Source organism: Paenibacillus sp. Marseille-Q9583 (assembly GCF_976954365.1).
The window spans coordinates 52,389-66,794 of the sequence record NZ_CDRJTB010000019.1; the positions used below are offsets into that span (position 1 = coordinate 52,389).

Below are 14,406 nucleotides of genomic sequence, written 5' to 3' on the forward strand. Positions count from 1 at the left end.
ATGCTTGTAGAAGGGGAGAAAGCTGGTGAGTTTGTTTGGGAAGCAGCTCCCGCCTAAGGACGGGATATCTTCAAGAAATTCTGTAGGCTTGAGACTGAATATTTTTTTCTTTGGCACTTTTTTTATTTTTTGTATTATTATCGTACGTCTTGCAGGTTTACAGTTTACTGAGGGAGCTCTGTTGAGTGAAGAAGAAACGAGCCGGGAAACGAAAATTGTTCCGCTCGCAGCGATGCGTGGGATTATTTTTGCTGCCGAAGGAGAGCAGATTGCCTATTCAACACCTACGGAGTCGCTTTACCTTACATTAACTAAAGATTATACAGCTAGAACGACAGATAAAGTAACGGGTGAGACCTCACTTACGGAGAAGGCGAAGTACAACTCCGATATTCTTGCAGCAAGGCTTGCAGCTGATTTTGCTAAATATGGAGATCCGAATGCACCAAAGCTGACGCAGCAAGATATCTTGGATTCATTAGATTTAGATTTCAAAAAGTATTTAGGTTATGTGCCGCGACGGATCAAGACTGGATTAATTCCAGAGGAAATAGCCTATTTCATGGAGCATAAAGACAATTATCCGGGGCTAACGATCGTGGAGGAGAGCGTTCGTCACTACGATAAAGATACGGTAGCGGTGCAGACAGTCGGCTTTGGAAAGCCGTTTAAATCGACTGAAGATATAGCGATGTATAAGAATGTCCGTAGTGAAATGAAAAAAGATTCTCCCCCTGGACTTATGTATAAAGCAGAAGAATATGTAGGGTTTGACGGTCTGGAAATGCAGTATCAACGAGAGCTACGAGGAGAAAATGGTTATCAGGTCATTTCGGTGACACCTCAGAATATGGCTGAGAAGGTTGAACAGAACGTTGCTCCTGTAAAAGGTAATAATATTTGGATGACCATTAATAAGAAGATTCAGATGAAGACAGAGCAGGCCATATTGGATCAGATTAAATGGCTGCATACTAATTCTGTTCAAGGTAAGACGCATCCAGATGCTTTAACCGGATACGCCGTAGCAATGGAAGTGGAGACTGGAAATATTGTTGCCATGGCAAGCATGCCGGATTACGATTCAAATATATGGACCAAAGACTCCTTACCAACATCTGTCTGGAATAAAATTATGAATAATCATCTAAACGGTACGATTACTTCAAATTCATCGGGTAGATCAGGTCATGATTTTAGTTCACTTGTGTTTATGGGATCTACGATCAAACCATTAAGTGTGTTAATTGGTTTAAATGAAGGTTTTTTTAATACCTCAACAACCTATTCAGATGTGGGCATTACTTATTTCGGTAAGGATAATAAATCATCCGTAAGAAATTCATCAGGTCACGTATATGGTCCACTAGATCCAGCTAAAGCCATTAGAGAATCTTCTAACGTATTTATGATTGATATGGTGGGTAAACAGCTTTACAAGAAATATCCGGGGGATAAAGGCATAGAGGTCTGGGACAAATATATGAAAAAATTCGGGCTGGGTGTATCAACGAAAAGTGGTCTCCCAGGTGAATCACCGGGCCAGATTAACTATACTGATCTTAAGGCCGCAGGCAGCTCGCAGGCCGCACTTATCTATGCTTCTTTTGGCCAACAGGGCAGTTATACTACATTGCAGCTTGCCCAGTATGCTTCTACTCTTGCTAATGAAGGGGTGCGTGTTAAGCCTCAACTTGTTAGTAAGATCACGGATACACAAGGTAAGTTGGTTAAGGAATTTAAAAGAGAAGTGCTTAATACAGTAACGTTTGACAAATCCTACTGGAAAGAGATCAAACAGGGGATGAGCAGTAAAGTTAGTGCTTTTGATGATTTTCCTTATGATTTTGCACGTAAGACAGGCACCTCTGAAAAAACAGATAGAAAAAATATAAACCGCGATAATGGGGTATTTATTGCCTTTGCTCCGCGAGAAAATCCGAAGCTGGCCGTAGCGGTTGTTATACCAGAAGGGGGCTTTGGCTCCAACAGCGCTGCTCCGGTGGCTCGTAAAATTTTTGACGCCTATGATTGGGAGTATGGGCTCGATGGTGTGCCGAAAAAGAATGTTGCTCCTGCGTCAGACCCCGTTCAAAAATAATTAGAGAAAAAGGAGAGAAATAAACTGTGAGTTTTTTTCGTAAGCAGGCCTCACCTCCAGATGAGACCAACAGTAAAAGTTCCATAGGCCTGCGACTCAACGTGTTTTTCTTTAGCACGTTTGTTATATTTTGCGTAATTATTATACGCCTGGCTGTGTTGCAATTCGTGGAAGGACCAACTTTAACTGAAGTGGAGACAAGCAGAGATACCAAAAATGTACCCCTTGCATCCATGAGAGGTGTAATTTATGCTGCTGAAGGTGAGAAGTTAGCGTACTCTACACCGGTTCAATCGCTGTATATTACGCTCAATAAGGAGTATACCGCTAAGCAAACAGATAAAATTACCGGTAAAACTACCCTAACTCCAGAAGCTAAAGCCAAGTCAGATGCATTGGCAGCCAAGCTGGTAGCTGATTTCAATAAATATGGTGATCCAAAAGCTGAGAAGATGACAGAAGAAGATGTTATTGACACACTGGATTTATATTTCCGGAAATCACTTGGCTTTATGGCACGGCGAATTAAGGCGGACCTGACTACTCAGGAAGTAGCCTATTTTATGGAACATAAGGGAGAATATCCAGGCCTTGAAATTGTCGAAGAAAGCATTCGTCATTACGATAAAGATACGGTTGCCGTACAGACGATAGGTTATATCAAGCCTTTTAAATCAGCAAACAGCCTTAATATTTATAAGAATATCTTAAATGCTATGAAGAACAATCCGGAGCCAGGACTAACTTACAAGGACGACGAATTTGTCGGATTTGACGGCCTGGAGCTGCAGTATCAGAGAGAGCTTCGGGGACAAAACGGCTATCAGGAAATCTCCGTCAATCCACAGAACATGGCAGAGAAAGTTGAACGTGTAGTCCCTCCTGTCAAAGGCAATGACGTCTGGACAACTATTAATAAGAACATTCAGATGAAGACAGAGCAGGCGATTATGGATCAGATTAAGTGGTTGCATTCCAATACTGTACAGGGTAAAACGCATCCTAATGCTTTAACTGGTTACGCTGTAGCGATGGAAGTCGATACGGGGAATATCGTCAGTATGGCGAGCATGCCGGACTACGATACGAATATATGGACATCAGGCTCCTTGTCCACAGATGTCTGGAACAGTATCATGGACAACTATCAGAACGGTACCATTAATCCGATTTCTTCAGGAACGTCAGGGAATGGACTAAGGTCTGTACTGCTTCTAGGTTCGACGATTAAACCTTTGAGCGTACTCGTGGGTCTGAATGAAGGTCTCTTTACAACCTCAACCTACTATCCCGATAGAGGTTTCGCGACTTTTGGTAAAGCAGGTCATGAAACCAAGGTAAGAAACTCTGGAGGACACGTATACGGTTCTATGGATCCAGCAAGAGCGATTGAGAAATCCTCGAATGCGTTCATGGTGGATATGATCGGTAAACGATTGTATGACAAATACAAAAGCAAAGGCGTAGATATCTGGGATAAGTATATGAAAGAGTTTGGACTTGGTGTATCCACGGGAAGTGGTCTGCCAAATGAATTCTTAGGACAGATTAACTATACCAATATAGAGGCTGCGGGTAGTGCCCAAGCGGCACTTGTATATGCTTCTTTCGGCCAACAAGGTAGTTATACGGTGTTGCAGCTTGCCCAATACGTAGCTACACTTGCTAATGAAGGACAGCGGATCAAACCTCAGCTAGTTAGCAAGATTACAGATGCTGACGGAAAAGTAGTTAAGGAGTTCGGTCGTGAGGTAATAGATGAAGTAACAGCCTTCGATAAATCCTACTGGAAAGAAATTCAACAGGGTATGCGAAGTGAAGTTAGTGCTTTTTCTGATTTCCCTTATGATTTTGCTCGTAAGACGGGAACATCTCAACAAGTGGCAAAGGGTCAAATTCGCGATAACGGTGTATTTATTGCTTATGCCCCACGAAATAACCCTAAGCTGGCAGTAGCCGTAGTTATTCCAGAAGGAGGCTTTGGTTCCCAGAGTGCCGCGCCGGTCGCACGTAAAATTTTTGATGCTTATGATTGGGAATATGGACTTGATGGCGTTCCGAAGAAGAGTCTACAGTCAGGTAATAATACAAATGATCCTGCGAATGAAGGAACGACTACAGGTACTCAGTAACTTTGACTCTAAGGTGAATAATGATTAAAAAATAAACAGCTGCTCTATTGAGAGCATAAAAGAATGGAGGGGTGGCAATGACTGCCAAATACCGCCTGCTTGCTTTGGATATGGATGGAACCCTACTGAACGATGAACAGATTATTACACCTACAACGGTGAAATGGCTTCAAAAGGCGGTCGACGCAGGCGTTCATGTCTGTCTGTCGACAGGCCGAGCCTTTACAAGTGCATTTCCATATGCTGAGCAGCTTGGACTAGAAACACCTATGATTACTGTGAACGGTAGTGAGATATGGCGAGCACCACATGAAATTTATCGGCGATCATTGATGGATCCTATGCTGGTACAACAAATGTATGAACTTGCTAAAGAAGATGACATCTGGTTCTGGGCCTATTCTACGGAAAAAGTCCACAAACAGGATAACTGGGATGGGGATGTAACGGGCAGAGAATGGCTTAAATTCGGTTATCACACCGAAGATGATGAGCTTCGTCATAAGCTGCTGCTTCGTCTTCAAGATATGGGTGGATTGGAAATTACGAACTCCTCTCCACATAACCTGGAGATTAACCCTCTAGGAGTGAATAAAGCAGCCGGAATCATGGAAGTCTGTAAGCTGCTAGGACTAGACATGTCCCAAGTTATAGCGGTTGGTGACAGCCTCAATGACCTTGCAGCGATTCAGCAGTCAGGGCTTGGGGTTGCCATGGGCAACGCTCAGGAAACGGTAAAAGAAGAGGCTGACGTTGTGGTGGCTTCTAATAATAATGATGGAATTGCAGAAGTCATTCAAAAATATATTTTTAATGGAGCTATTGCGAAGTGAATCCATAGAGCATATTTGCTATTAGGAGGTTAAGTTTTGACGATCCTGGGTTGGATTCTTATTATTACTTTATTTGCCGTAGGGCTAGCGGGGGCTGTGTACCCTATACTGCCGGGTGCGCTTGCGATTTACCTTGCCTTTTTCGTATATGGCTGGTTCTTTTCTTTCGAGCCTTTTGGTGTCTGGTTCTGGATCATTCAAACGCTGATCGTTGCAGTTTTATTTATTGCTGATTACGTTGTAGGGGCGTGGGGCGTTAAGAAATTTGGCGGCTCACGTTCATCGATTATCGGGAGTACGATTGGGCTAATCTTTGGTCCTTTTGTAATCCCAGCCTTTGGACTTATTATTGGTCCGTTTCTGGGTGCCTTTATAGGAGAATTGATTGTAGGTTCTTCACCAGCTAAAGCTGCCAAAGTAAGTGTAGGATCAATACTTGGGTTGTTTAGTAGTACTGTTGTCAAAATTGTGCTACAAATTATTATGGTCGTCCTCTTTTTTATATGGGTCGTCCGGTTTTAATTTTAACAGTGAAGAAGGGGAAATGGTTTGTCCAAGAAAGAGTCTTTCGTAAAAGGCACGCTTATCCTTGCTGCTGCAGCTTTGGTGGCAAGGGTACTCGGGCTTGTTCAGCGGGTGCCGCTGGATCATATTTTTGATGATGTGGGGAGAGCATCATTTGGGGTATCGAACAATATCTATTTAATGCTGCTCACCGTGGCTACAGCAGGTATTCCAAGTACGCTCAGTAAAATGGTCTCCGAGCGGTACGCTCTGAATCGTCCTGAAGAGGCGAGACAAGTGTATCATGCAGCATTGCTGTTTTCAGTAGCAGCAGGGGTAATCATGACGGCATTGCTGTACATAGGCGCTCCGTTCTATGCGACACATATTGCTGATGTACCTGAATCAGCGATGGCAGTTAGGGCTATTGCACCTGCGCTTTTACTTTTTCCGGCAATTGCCATGATGCGTGGATATTTTCAAGGGCGCAACAATATGATGGCAGGTGGTATTTCACAGATTGTAGAGCAGTTCGCTCGCGTACTAGTCGCTATTTTACTAGCTTATATTCTATTACAGCAGGGATATAACAATACAACTATAGCTGCGGGAGCATCCTTCGGTAGCGTAATTGGTAGTATTGCAGCATTTGGTGTCATGATTTATTTTGCAATCAAGCTGCGCCGAGAGGATAAACAGCAAGGATTAAATTACAATACCACTCAAAAATTGCCGATTTGGGGAATTTACAAAGATATTTTCACATTATCAATTCCGATCGTGCTCTCTTCACTTACGATTCCCGTAGTGAATGTAATTGATACTTCTTTGGCTGTTCCCCTGCTTATTGATCAGATGGGTAGAGAGAGTGCAACAGCAGCTTTGGGTATACTAACCACGCGTGCTCAAAGTGTGGCCGGAATTCCACCGGTACTAGCCATTGCGCTAGGTACCTCGCTGATTCCGATCATTTCAGCTGCTTATGCCCGTCGTGATGAGGGACACTTGAAGAAGCAAATTACACTTGCTTTGCGGATTTCTATACTGACAGGGATGCCAATTGTGTTGGCACTTGTGGCAGCAGCTTATTCTGTAAACGGGTTATTGTTCAGCAGCTTGGACGGAAGCGGAATTGTGGCGATGCTTACGATTGGAACGATCTTTCAGATCACCATGATGACAACGAACTCCATCTTGCTCGGTATGGGCAAATCACGCATTTCAATGTATTATGTGCTAGTGGGTATTATTGTTAAATTAGTCGCAAGCTTCTTACTAAGTAAGATATTTGGGATCTACGGGATTATCGGTGCAACAGCACTTTGTTTCGTAGTTATTACTATTCTTAACTTACGGATGCTGAAATCCATTGTACCTTTCGAAATTATGGGTAAACGGTGGGGCGGCTTCGCAATTGCGGTTCTGGTGTCCGGTGGTATTGGTTTTGGACTTAACCAAGCTGGAATTCTGTTAACAGATCTAATGCCTGCACGTCTGGCGTTTCTGATCACTTGTCTTGTTGTAGGGGCCGCAGTTGTTGTTATTTATCTGGTCATGCTAATTGTACTGGGTGTGCTTACTAAACAGGAAATCTCCAGTTATCCGCGTGCATTGCAAAAATTGCTCCATCCACTGATGAAATTGCAGCCTGCGCGTGTTCGTATGAGAGAATAAGTTTGACTTCTGCATGACATTTTGCTTCACTTAAAGAATAGAAATTTGACAGATATGGAAGAAAGGACTGAACAAGCTATGGACAAAATTAGTTCTCCTGCTGAATTTCAGGTAGCCATTCAATCTCCTCGATTAACTGTAGCCATCTTCAAGGCGGACTGGTGCTCGGATTGTAAATTTATCGATCCTTTTATTCCTGAGGTAGAGCAAGCCTATGCAGATCGTCTAACGCTGGTTGAGGTTGACGTTGATGCTGTGGGTGACGTTAGTCAGGAACAAAATATTATGGGTATTCCAAGCTTTGTCGCGTATTCCGATGGACGTGAATTGGTTAGATTCGTTAATAAATTACGTAAATCCCGCGAGGAAATTGAGAATTTCCTGGATAAAGCGGTTCAAGTGCATCAAAGCCTTCAACAGTAATTCCGGAAAACCACCGCTTTCGCCTGTTCGAGCAAAAGCGGTGGTTTTTTAAGATGCTTCTTCATTACTAAAAACTGCGGGTGATATTTTTGTCGACAAATCAGTTGAAATGGCTTAGTTATCTTACTTGCCTTATCATGTTCCTCGCTGTACTAGGGGGAGCGGTTGTAACGAAGACTGGATCGGGATTGGAATGCGGAAATGAATGGCCGCTCTGTCATGGGAAATTGATTCCGGCCTATACTGTAGGTTCGATGATTGAATACACCCATCGCTTGTTTAGCGGATTGGCAGGGTTATTGTCACTTGCCTCGATGCTTGCCTTTTGGCGTTATGCTCGAAATCGGCGGGACTTGTTAGTATATGCATTCATGACGTTGCTGTTTGTAATTGTTCAAGGTGGTATGGGAGCGCTTGCAGTGATTAAATCCCAATCTGCTGCTGTAATGGCACTGCATATGGGCTTTTCCTTGATCGCTTTTTCAAGTTCTCTAATGCTGGCTCTAGGAACTAAAAGGCGACATGAAGCAGGTGAGTACGATCCTAAGATGGAGCTTCAGAAGAAACCCGTCAGTAAGGCTTTCCGCAATTTAACCTGCTTCACGGCCTTATATTCCTATGTTGTTGTTTATATTGGAGCCTTTGTTAGTCATACGGATTCGCGCGGTGGATGTTCTGGCTGGCCGCTCTGTAACGGTGAATGGGTTCCCGAGCTTTCAGGGGGAGTAGGTATTGTTTTTACGCACCGGATTGCGGCTTTGATCTTATTCATTCTTACTGCGGTGCTTGGACATTTAGCTTTTTGGAAACATAAGGATTACCCAGAGCTAAGAGCCCTTGGCGTAGCGGCTGTTCTGCTGTGCTTGATGCAGGTATTTAGTGGAGCTGCTGTTGTTTACACACTAGATAATGAAAGATTGTACATATTTGCCGCTTTAGCTCATATTTTGCTGATCGCTAGTTTGTTTGGTGTCTTATGTTATATGAGTGTAAGAGTCTGGCAGCTGAATCGCGCGAGAAATGTAGTTGTTAAAAAAAATAGAGCGAATCCAATGACACCGTTGTAGCACCCTTGGTAGAAAGTTCCCACCGTGGATAGAGTCGCTTTACCTGCGGAATAATAAAGTGGAAATCGGTATATCGTGGTGCTGGACAAAACTTTAGGAGGACTGGGATATGCTGCGGGTTATACTTGGAGAGCCGCCTCGGAAGAACAGCGGTGTTTTGGCTGACGCGATGGAGAACATGGCCACATTTGCAGCCTTATTGCGCAAGGAAATGAACGCTCATGAGGATAATGACCATGAATACCGCAAGCTGGAGATTTGGACACGTGGACTGATCTCCTCATTGGATGAATTGGAGCAAAGCTGGTTCGCAGCTGCTTTTTATCGGAAATCGGTAATCGCAGGGTTTATGGACGATATGTCACCAGTAGAACAAGGCGATTATGCGCGGTATGTTTATTTTTATAAAGATGGATTTATTCGTGTGTTCTCTCTTCTGGACAAGCTTGGAACGGTACTGAATCATTTTTATGATCTCAAAACCTCCAAATTAAAAACGCACTTTTCTTATTTTACAGTACTGCGTCAACTTCAGTTATTGAATGTGCATCCTGCGCTAGCAGATCAACTGGAACAGATTAAGAACTCTTATCGTGATCCACTGGAGAATCTACGCAAGCGCAGAAATGCTGAAATTCATTATATGAATTCCGAAATGCAGGATGATTTATGGCAGCGACATCAAGGCTTGCATGACAAAATTCAGCTTGAGGATTTAGATAGCCATCTTGAGGATTTAAAGCAATCCCTAGAAATGAACTGTAAAACATTAATCGCGGCATTTAGCTATAGCAATGAGCAGCTGCGTAAGGAAATTAGCAAGGCAAAGCGTGTACAATCCTAAGCGTTCAAGATATTTCCTTTTGACAAAAAACAAGAAACTTACTATACTTATGCTTGCATTAAAGTCTGTACGAATTCAAACATAAAATTTCATACTCTATATCTTATCGAGAGTGGCGGAGGGATAGGCCCGATGAAGCCCGGCAACCGATTTGTATACAGCGCGATTAGCGTTATGTACAAATGTCATGGTGCTAATTCCTACAATGACGCAAGGTTTGTGGTCGTTGGCAGATGAGAAGGCATTGTCTAAATAAACACACAGAGCCTCTTGCGATCTGCATCGATCGTCGGAGGTTTTTTTGTATGGAATAAGTGAAATATAAAGGGGGCGACGAGCGTTGATTAATCTAAAAGGAATAAAAAAGGTATATGGAAAAGGAAGCCATGCGGCTACAGCACTTTCCGGATTGAATTTGTCTATCGAAAAAGGTGAAATATTCGGAGTTATTGGCCATTCTGGAGCGGGGAAAAGTACATTGATCCGTTGCATTAATCTGTTGGAGCGTCCGACAGAAGGGGAGGTTTGGGTAGATGGCATTGAACTAACCAAGCTTACTCAAGGTCAGCTGCAGGAACAGCGGCGCAAAATTGGGATGATTTTTCAACATTTCAATCTGCTATCTTCTGCGACGGTGTACGATAACATTGCTTTTCCTCTGCGGCTCACAGGCACCTCGAGAGCAGATATTGATACTAAAGTGAAAGATTTGCTTGCCTTAGTGGGGCTTGAAGAACACCGGGATAAATACCCCTCCCAATTATCAGGCGGACAAAAGCAACGGGTCGGCATCGCACGGGCACTTGCCAGTGACCCTGATGTGCTGCTATGTGACGAAGCAACCTCTGCGCTTGACCCACAAACGACAGACTCTATTCTTAAGCTATTGCTCGATATTAATAAACGATTCCATCTGACCATTGTGCTGATCACTCACGAAATGCACGTGATTCAGAGCATCTGCGACCGTGTTGCGGTCATTCATGGGGGTGGTATCGTTGAGCAAGGTAAAGTTACGGAGGTATTCCTGAAGCCGCAGCATGAGGTCACTCGTGATTTCATTCGCAGTGAATCACAGAATGAAGGACCCCTTCGTACGGCGCTTGATGCTGCTGCTGGGGACAACTCTCAGGCCGTCAAAATTACTTTTTTTGGAGAGAAGACCTACGGCTCTGCACTTTCCAATGTAGTACGTGAGACAGGTGTTAGCTTCGCCATTCTGCATGGTACCATCTCAACGATAAAAGACGTACCTTATGGACAAATGATTGTTCGGTTCGAAGGTCCAGCTGAAGCGATCGCTGTGACGATAGCCGAACTAACCGCTCAAGGCCTTGAAGTGGAGGTGATTTCGTAATGAATTTCGCAGACTTAAACTGGCAAGAAATGATGGATGCTACAGTTGCTACCTTGCAAATGTTAATATTCTCTGGATTGTTCACAATTATTCTTGGTTTACCACTCGGAATTCTATTGTATTTATGGGGAAGATCGAATAGTATAGTAATCAGAGTAATTTACTCGGTCTTATCGTTCTTTGTAAACATCTTGCGTTCCGTACCGTTTATCATTTTGATGGTGGCGTTAATTCCTTTTAGCAAAGCCATCGTTGGAACCTCCATTGGAGTACTAGGTACGATTCCACCGCTCGTGATTGGTGCAGCTCCATTCTTTGCTCGCTTGGTGGAAACGGCATTAAGAGAAGTGGATCGTGGAGTAATCGAAGCGGCGCAAGGGATGGGAGCATCCACGAATCAGATCGTTATGCGTGTTCTTTTGCCAGAGGCTCGTCCAGGTCTGCTCGCTGGGGTTACGATCACACTGGTTACACTGGTCTCCTATACGGCAATGTCCGGGATGGTAGGCGGCGGCGGGCTAGGGGATCTAGCGATTCGTTATGGATATTACCGATATGAGAAGGAAGTTATGATTATCTCTGTAGTCTTGATGGTCATACTGGTGCAACTGCTACAAATGGCCGGTGATCGACTAGTACGACATTTCACGCGGAAATAAGGTACGTCCATATATAGCCTTATTCATACAAATACCAAGGATAAGAGGGGGATTTAAAATGAAAAAATTACTACTTACTTTTTTTAGTCTGACACTGGTTGTGGTGCTGGCTGCTTGCGGCAATAACAATAATGCTTCTAACTCGGCTGCTACTAATGCACCAAAAGATGGTGCTGCAACTGAGTCATCCGCAGAACCTGTAAAATTGGTGGTCGGTGCTTCACCTGTTCCACACGCTGAAATCCTAAAAGCTATTGCTCCTTTGCTTGAAGCGCAAGGAATTACATTGGAAATCAAAGAATTCACTGACTATGTTCAACCAAACGTTCAGCTTTCAGAGAAGAATCTGGATGCTAACTTCTTCCAACATCAACCTTACCTGGATGACCAGAATCAAAAGAACGGTTCGGATCTAGTTTCTGTTACAGCCGTTCACGTTGAACCTTTTGGTGCTTATTCCAAAAAAATCAAATCCATCGACGAGCTGGCTGATGGTGCGAAAGTAGCCATCCCGAATGATGCTACAAACGGTGGTCGTGCACTGATCCTGCTTGCCAAAAATGGACTGATTTCTTTGAAAGATGATACCAACATCACATCTACCCAAGCGGATATCACTGAAAATAAGAAAAACCTTAAAATCATCGAACTAGATGCAGCTATGTTAGGTCGTCAATTGGATGAGGTAGATCTTGCCTTGATTAACACTAACTATGCTTTGGAAGCTAACCTGGTTCCTACTAAAGACGCTTTGTTCATCGAGGGAACTGATTCCCCTTATGCTAACATCTTGGTATCTCGTCCTGACAATAAAGACTCCGATGCAATCAAAAAGCTGGCTGCTGCACTGAATTCTCCAGAAGCTAAGGCATTCATCGAAGAGCAATACAAAGGTTCGATCATTCCTGCATTTTAAGACAGAAAGCTGACTTAATCTCTAATACAGCATAAAACCCGCTGCCTAATGGCATGCGGGTTTTATGCTGTATGTTGTAGGAGGAGGGTAAATCCTCTATAATAAGAAAATCCCGATCTCCTAAAGAGGAGGATCGGGAATGATATTGAATGGGATTAGAATACTTGCATAACTTCTTGTACGCCTTCTACTTCTTCAAGAAGGGCGCGTTCAATCCCGGCTTTCAAGGTGATCGTGGAGCTTGGGCAGCTGCCGCAGGCACCCATAAGTTTCAACTTAACGATGCCGTCTTCTACATCGACCAGTTCAACGTCACCGCCATCGCGCTGCAGGAACGGACGAAGTTTATCCAGCACTTCCAATACTTCATCATACATTTCGGTGCTTTGTGCATTCTCACTCATTTCTCAATCACTCCTTTCGTAAGTTCATTATAGTACAAAAAGTTAAAAAATAAAATGGTTAGGCGGAATAGGGAGATCATCATGAGACCAATTATTGAATTTTGTGCCAGTAACATGGGTCACGGAACAGACAAGCTAATGCATAAGCTGGAGGAAAATCCAGATTACGATGTGATCGAATACGGATGCCTGAACAATTGTGGGGAATGTTATTTAACCCCGTTTGCCATGGTTGAAGGGGACATCGTTGCAGCAGATACTGTTGACGAGCTAGAAAAGAAAATTGATACTAAAATCAAAGAGCTAGAGGCTTGGTTTAATATGGATCTCGATTAAATGCTTTTTGTGGAAAATAAAGGGCTGCTCTTTTTCGTATTTATAACGGAAAAGAGCAGCCCTTAGGTTTATCCTAAAGTACGTTTTGACATCCAGAGCACCCCGCTCTTAAGGATACGGGGAACCCGTCCTTTGACGGAGCGTTGGCCCATAAGACCAAATCCAGCTTTCTTGCCTAGTGAGCCTAAGGTACCCTTTAGACGAATAGGATGAAGCTTAGGGGTCTCGCCGCGCCACATGGCTTGAATAACCTGAGCAACCTGCTCACCCTGCGCTCCTGCGGCTTGTGCGCTTGGAGCGAATGGCAGGCTGGCACAGTCGCCAATTACATACACTTCTGGATAATCAGGTACACGATAATATTCATCCAGAATGATTCGTCCTCCGCGATCCTTAGGGACTGTTAATTCCTGAACAACCTTCACCGGTTGGATCCCCGCGGTCCATACCGTAACATCTGAAAGAATTTCCTCTGTACCGTTAAAAAGCGCATCTTTCTCTACGTGGGATACGGAGACACGTCCAAGTGTCTGTACTTGATGGTGGTGAAACCATTCCTCCACGTACTGTGATAGCTTCGCAGGGAAGGCAGATAAGACACGTTCACCACGATCCAGAATAGCAATATTAAGATCTGGCCGGCTCTCCCGAAGCTCTGCCGCCAATTCCACTCCACTCAGTCCGCCGCCTACAATGTTAATTGTTCCATAAGGCTTCACATCGTTTAAACGTTGGTAAGTTTCGCGTGTTCCTGCAAAGGTCTGGATACTGCAAGTATATTGATCAGCTCCAGGGATGTTATGGTAATTGTCGGTACAACCTAGTGCAATGGCAAGTATGTCATAAGACACAGTCTCATCAGGCTCCATTGTAATGATTCTACTCTCCAAATCAATGGAACTCACCTCACCGTAACGGATAGTGAGACGGGGATGAACCGGAAACTGGATCCGCAAGTGATAGTCAGTTACTGTACCCGCGGCAAGCGCATAATATTCCGTTTTGATTCCTTGATAAGGCATTCGGTCAATTAAGATAATTTCAATATCCTGAGGAAGGTGATTATTGAGCAATTCTTGAATTAGGGCCAAGCCGCCATAGCCGCCGCCCAGAACGAGTAATGTTCTCATGCTGACCGAACTTCCTTTCCAATATA

At 43.8% G+C, this 14,406-nt stretch carries 14 protein-coding genes and 1 riboswitch; of the genes, 12 read left to right on the forward strand and 2 right to left on the reverse strand.

Going from position 1 to position 14,406, the window contains the following annotated elements:
* Window positions 1-25 precede the first annotated feature (25 nt).
* The 11 genes from ACWNM1_RS11555 (at window position 26) to ACWNM1_RS11605 (ending at window position 12,510) form a co-directional block, all read left to right on the forward strand.
* Window positions 26-2,101 (forward strand): peptidoglycan D,D-transpeptidase FtsI family protein, encoded by a 2,076-nt coding sequence (locus tag ACWNM1_RS11555; protein ID WP_449601036.1) that lies wholly within the window; start codon window positions 26-28, stop codon window positions 2,099-2,101.
* Window positions 2,102-2,127: 26 nt separating this feature from the next.
* Window positions 2,128-4,233 carry a peptidoglycan D,D-transpeptidase FtsI family protein gene (locus ACWNM1_RS11560; RefSeq protein ID WP_449601037.1) on the forward strand — a complete coding sequence of 702 codons (2,106 nt, stop codon included), beginning with the start codon at window positions 2,128-2,130 and terminating at the stop codon, window positions 4,231-4,233.
* A 77-nt stretch (window positions 4,234-4,310) separates the two neighbouring features.
* Window positions 4,311-5,066: a Cof-type HAD-IIB family hydrolase gene (locus tag ACWNM1_RS11565; RefSeq protein ID WP_449601038.1), complete on the forward strand. Its 756-nt coding sequence runs from the start codon at window positions 4,311-4,313 to the stop codon at window positions 5,064-5,066.
* A 36-nt stretch (window positions 5,067-5,102) separates the two neighbouring features.
* Window positions 5,103-5,588 carry a DUF456 domain-containing protein gene (locus ACWNM1_RS11570; protein ID WP_449601039.1) on the forward strand — a complete coding sequence of 162 codons (486 nt, stop codon included), beginning with the start codon at window positions 5,103-5,105 and terminating at the stop codon, window positions 5,586-5,588.
* A 27-nt stretch (window positions 5,589-5,615) separates the two neighbouring features.
* The gene (locus tag ACWNM1_RS11575; RefSeq protein WP_042191597.1) at window positions 5,616-7,244 is read left to right on the forward strand and encodes a putative polysaccharide biosynthesis protein; all 1,629 of its coding nucleotides are present in this window, start codon (window positions 5,616-5,618) and stop codon (window positions 7,242-7,244) included.
* A gap of 78 nt (window positions 7,245-7,322) precedes the next feature.
* A complete protein-coding gene (locus ACWNM1_RS11580; protein WP_042194485.1) occupies window positions 7,323-7,667 on the forward strand; it encodes a thioredoxin family protein in 345 nt (114 codons plus the stop codon).
* Window positions 7,668-7,756: 89 nt separating this feature from the next.
* The gene (locus ACWNM1_RS11585) at window positions 7,757-8,734 is read left to right on the forward strand and encodes a COX15/CtaA family protein (RefSeq protein ID WP_449601040.1); all 978 of its coding nucleotides are present in this window, start codon (window positions 7,757-7,759) and stop codon (window positions 8,732-8,734) included.
* A 109-nt stretch (window positions 8,735-8,843) separates the two neighbouring features.
* A complete protein-coding gene (locus ACWNM1_RS11590; RefSeq protein WP_449601041.1) occupies window positions 8,844-9,578 on the forward strand; it encodes a Cthe_2314 family HEPN domain-containing protein in 735 nt (244 codons plus the stop codon).
* A 100-nt stretch (window positions 9,579-9,678) separates the two neighbouring features.
* Window positions 9,679-9,818: riboswitch (SAM riboswitch) on the forward strand.
* Between the two features lie 100 nt (window positions 9,819-9,918).
* On the forward strand, window positions 9,919-10,935 hold the full coding sequence (locus ACWNM1_RS11595; protein ID WP_449601042.1) for a methionine ABC transporter ATP-binding protein: 1,017 nt from the start codon (window positions 9,919-9,921) through the stop codon (window positions 10,933-10,935).
* Window positions 10,935-11,594: a methionine ABC transporter permease gene (locus ACWNM1_RS11600; protein WP_449601043.1), complete on the forward strand. Its 660-nt coding sequence runs from the start codon at window positions 10,935-10,937 to the stop codon at window positions 11,592-11,594. Before ACWNM1_RS11595 ends, ACWNM1_RS11600 begins: the two co-directional genes overlap by 1 nt.
* A 58-nt stretch (window positions 11,595-11,652) precedes the next feature.
* Entirely contained in the window at window positions 11,653-12,510 is an 858-nt protein-coding gene (locus ACWNM1_RS11605; RefSeq protein ID WP_449601044.1) for a MetQ/NlpA family ABC transporter substrate-binding protein, read from the forward strand.
* A 155-nt stretch (window positions 12,511-12,665) separates the two neighbouring features.
* Here ACWNM1_RS11605 and ACWNM1_RS11610 read toward each other — a convergent pair whose 3' ends face one another.
* A complete protein-coding gene (locus ACWNM1_RS11610; RefSeq protein WP_042130899.1) occupies window positions 12,666-12,914 on the reverse strand; it encodes a NifU family protein in 249 nt (82 codons plus the stop codon).
* An 81-nt stretch (window positions 12,915-12,995) separates the two neighbouring features.
* Between ACWNM1_RS11610 and ACWNM1_RS11615 the strand changes: the two genes are divergently transcribed.
* Window positions 12,996-13,250 (forward strand): YuzB family protein, encoded by a 255-nt coding sequence (locus tag ACWNM1_RS11615; protein WP_042191582.1) that lies wholly within the window; start codon window positions 12,996-12,998, stop codon window positions 13,248-13,250.
* A gap of 68 nt (window positions 13,251-13,318) precedes the next feature.
* On the opposite strand, the gene ACWNM1_RS11620 is transcribed toward ACWNM1_RS11615, so the two are convergent.
* A complete protein-coding gene (locus ACWNM1_RS11620; RefSeq protein ID WP_094873332.1) occupies window positions 13,319-14,380 on the reverse strand; it encodes an NAD(P)/FAD-dependent oxidoreductase in 1,062 nt (353 codons plus the stop codon).
* Window positions 14,381-14,406 lie beyond the last annotated feature (26 nt).

Bases quoted from the DNA above. Each gene is read 5' to 3' on its own strand.
- ACWNM1_RS11600 (WP_449601043.1), top strand. From the start codon at position 10,935: ATGAATTTCGCAGACTTAAACTGGCAAGAAATGATGGATGCTACAGTT.
- ACWNM1_RS11615 (WP_042191582.1), top strand. From the start codon at position 12,996: ATGAGACCAATTATTGAATTTTGTGCCAGTAACATGGGTCACGGAACA.
- ACWNM1_RS11590 (WP_449601041.1), top strand. From the start codon at position 8,844: ATGCTGCGGGTTATACTTGGAGAGCCGCCTCGGAAGAACAGCGGTGTT.
- ACWNM1_RS11610 (WP_042130899.1), bottom strand. From the start codon at position 12,914: ATGAGTGAGAATGCACAAAGCACCGAAATGTATGATGAAGTATTGGAA.
- ACWNM1_RS11620 (WP_094873332.1), bottom strand. From the start codon at position 14,380: ATGAGAACATTACTCGTTCTGGGCGGCGGCTATGGCGGCTTGGCCCTA.
- ACWNM1_RS11565 (WP_449601038.1), top strand. From the start codon at position 4,311: ATGACTGCCAAATACCGCCTGCTTGCTTTGGATATGGATGGAACCCTA.
- ACWNM1_RS11580 (WP_042194485.1), top strand. From the start codon at position 7,323: ATGGACAAAATTAGTTCTCCTGCTGAATTTCAGGTAGCCATTCAATCT.
- ACWNM1_RS11605 (WP_449601044.1), top strand. From the start codon at position 11,653: ATGAAAAAATTACTACTTACTTTTTTTAGTCTGACACTGGTTGTGGTG.